This window comes from Pseudomonas sp. SDO5591_S426 (assembly GCF_054070755.1).
Genome location: NZ_JBSVXD010000380.1, coordinates 1 through 1,762 on the forward strand (window position 1 = coordinate 1; position 1,762 = coordinate 1,762).

The 1,762-nt window shown below is 58.4% G+C and carries 2 protein-coding genes; both read left to right on the plus strand.

Features of this window, described 5'->3' with window-relative positions; translation table 11 throughout:
- The coding region (locus ACW9JC_RS30115) for a hypothetical protein (RefSeq protein WP_371915692.1) at positions 1 to 71 on the plus strand (71 nt) is incomplete at its 5' end.
- A 239-nt stretch (positions 72 to 310) separates the two neighbouring features.
- A complete protein-coding gene (gene eat, locus ACW9JC_RS30120; RefSeq protein ID WP_338583324.1) occupies positions 311 to 1,684 on the plus strand; it encodes an ethanolamine permease in 1,374 nt (457 codons plus the stop codon).
- Positions 1,685 to 1,762: the final 78 nt, after the last annotated feature.

A 1,762-nucleotide genomic window follows, 5' to 3' on the forward strand; every position in this document is an offset into this window, starting at 1 on the left:
TGCTCGATCACTACCAGCAGACCAAAAACCTGCTGGTGAGCTACGACATCAATCCGCTGGGCTTCTTCTAAAAATCGGGGGCGACGCAGGGGTTTCTGTGTCGCCCTTCAAACAGCCATCGCGAGCAGGCTCGCTCCTACAGTGAGACCCCTGTAGGAGTGAGCCTGCTCGCGATAGCGCCCTAAATGACACAACACAAAAGGCTTGGCCGCTCTGGCACGGGCCTTGCGTACCCGTCATTCAGGATTTGCACTCAACCCGTCGTACCCGAAAGTCCAAAAGATCCAACAATAAAAAATAGAGAGGACTTATGACTACTTCTTCCACACAGCTCAAACCCACACTCGGCACCCTGCATCTATGGGGCATTGCCGTCGGCCTGGTGATTTCCGGCGAGTACTTTGGCTGGAGTTACGGCTGGGGCACCGCAGGGACATTGGGTTTTCTCGTCACCGCATTGATGGTGGCGACGATGTACACCTGCTTCATCTTCAGTTTCACCGAATTGACTACCGCCATTCCCCACGCCGGCGGGCCGTTTGCCTACAGTCGGCGGGCCTTTGGCGAGAAAGGCGGATTGATCGCCGGCATTGCCACGTTGATCGAGTTTGTCTTTGCGCCCCCGGCAATCGCCATGGCCATCGGCGCCTATCTCAACGTGCAGTATCCGGAACTCGACCCGAAACTCGCCGCCGTTGGCGCCTATTTCATATTCATGGGCCTGAACATCCTCGGCGTCAGCATCGCCGCCACCTTTGAACTGGTGGTTACCGTGCTGGCCGTCGCCGAACTGTTGGTGTTCATGGGCGTGGTCGCGCCGGGCTTCAGCTTCAGCAATTTCGTGCTCAATGGCTGGTCAGGCTCCAACGAATTCACGACGGCCTCGATTCCCGGCATTTTCGCGGCCATTCCCTTCGCGATCTGGTTTTTTCTCGCCATTGAAGGCGCAGCCATGGCAGCCGAAGAAGCCAAGGATCCGAAACGCACAATTCCCCGCGCCTACGTAAGCGGCATTCTGACCCTGGTGTTCCTGGCCATCGGCGTGATGATCATGGCGGGTGGTGTCGGCGACTGGCGTCAACTGTCGAATATCAACGATCCGCTGCCTCAAGCGATGAAAGCCGTGGTTGGCAATAATTCGACCTGGATGCACATGCTGGTGTGGATCGGCCTGTTCGGCCTCGTAGCGAGTTTCCACGGGATCATCCTCGGTTATTCGCGGCAGTTCTTCGCCCTGGCCCGCGCCGGCTACCTGCCTCGCAGCCTGGCTAAGCTCTCGCGCTTCCAGACGCCGCACCGGGCAATCCTGGCCGGCGGCGTGATCGGCATCGCGGCGATCTACAGCGATGGCCTGGTCAACCTGCAAGGCATGACCCTGACGGCGGCAATGATCACCATGTCGGTATTCGGTGCCATCGTGATGTACATCATCAGTATGCTGAGCCTGTTCAAGCTGCGTAAAACCGAGCCGAACCTGGAGCGCACCTTCCGCGCGCCGGGCTACCCGATCGTGCCGGGGATCGCGCTGTTCCTGGCGGTGGTGTGCCTGGTGGCGATGGCCTGGTTCAACACGCTGATCGGTCTGGTATTCCTCGGCTTCATGGTCGCCGGTTACCTGTATTTCCAGCTGACCGCCCGGCAACGCTCCGAAGCACCGGCGGACGCTATGCTCGAAGGTATATGAATTATTGAAGTGCACTCCCCCTGTAGGAGCTGTCGAGTGCAACGAGGCTGCGATCTTTTGATCTTGCCTTTAAAGATC

Bases quoted from the DNA above. Each gene is read 5' to 3' on its own strand.
- eat (WP_338583324.1), top strand. From the start codon at position 311: ATGACTACTTCTTCCACACAGCTCAAACCCACACTCGGCACCCTGCAT.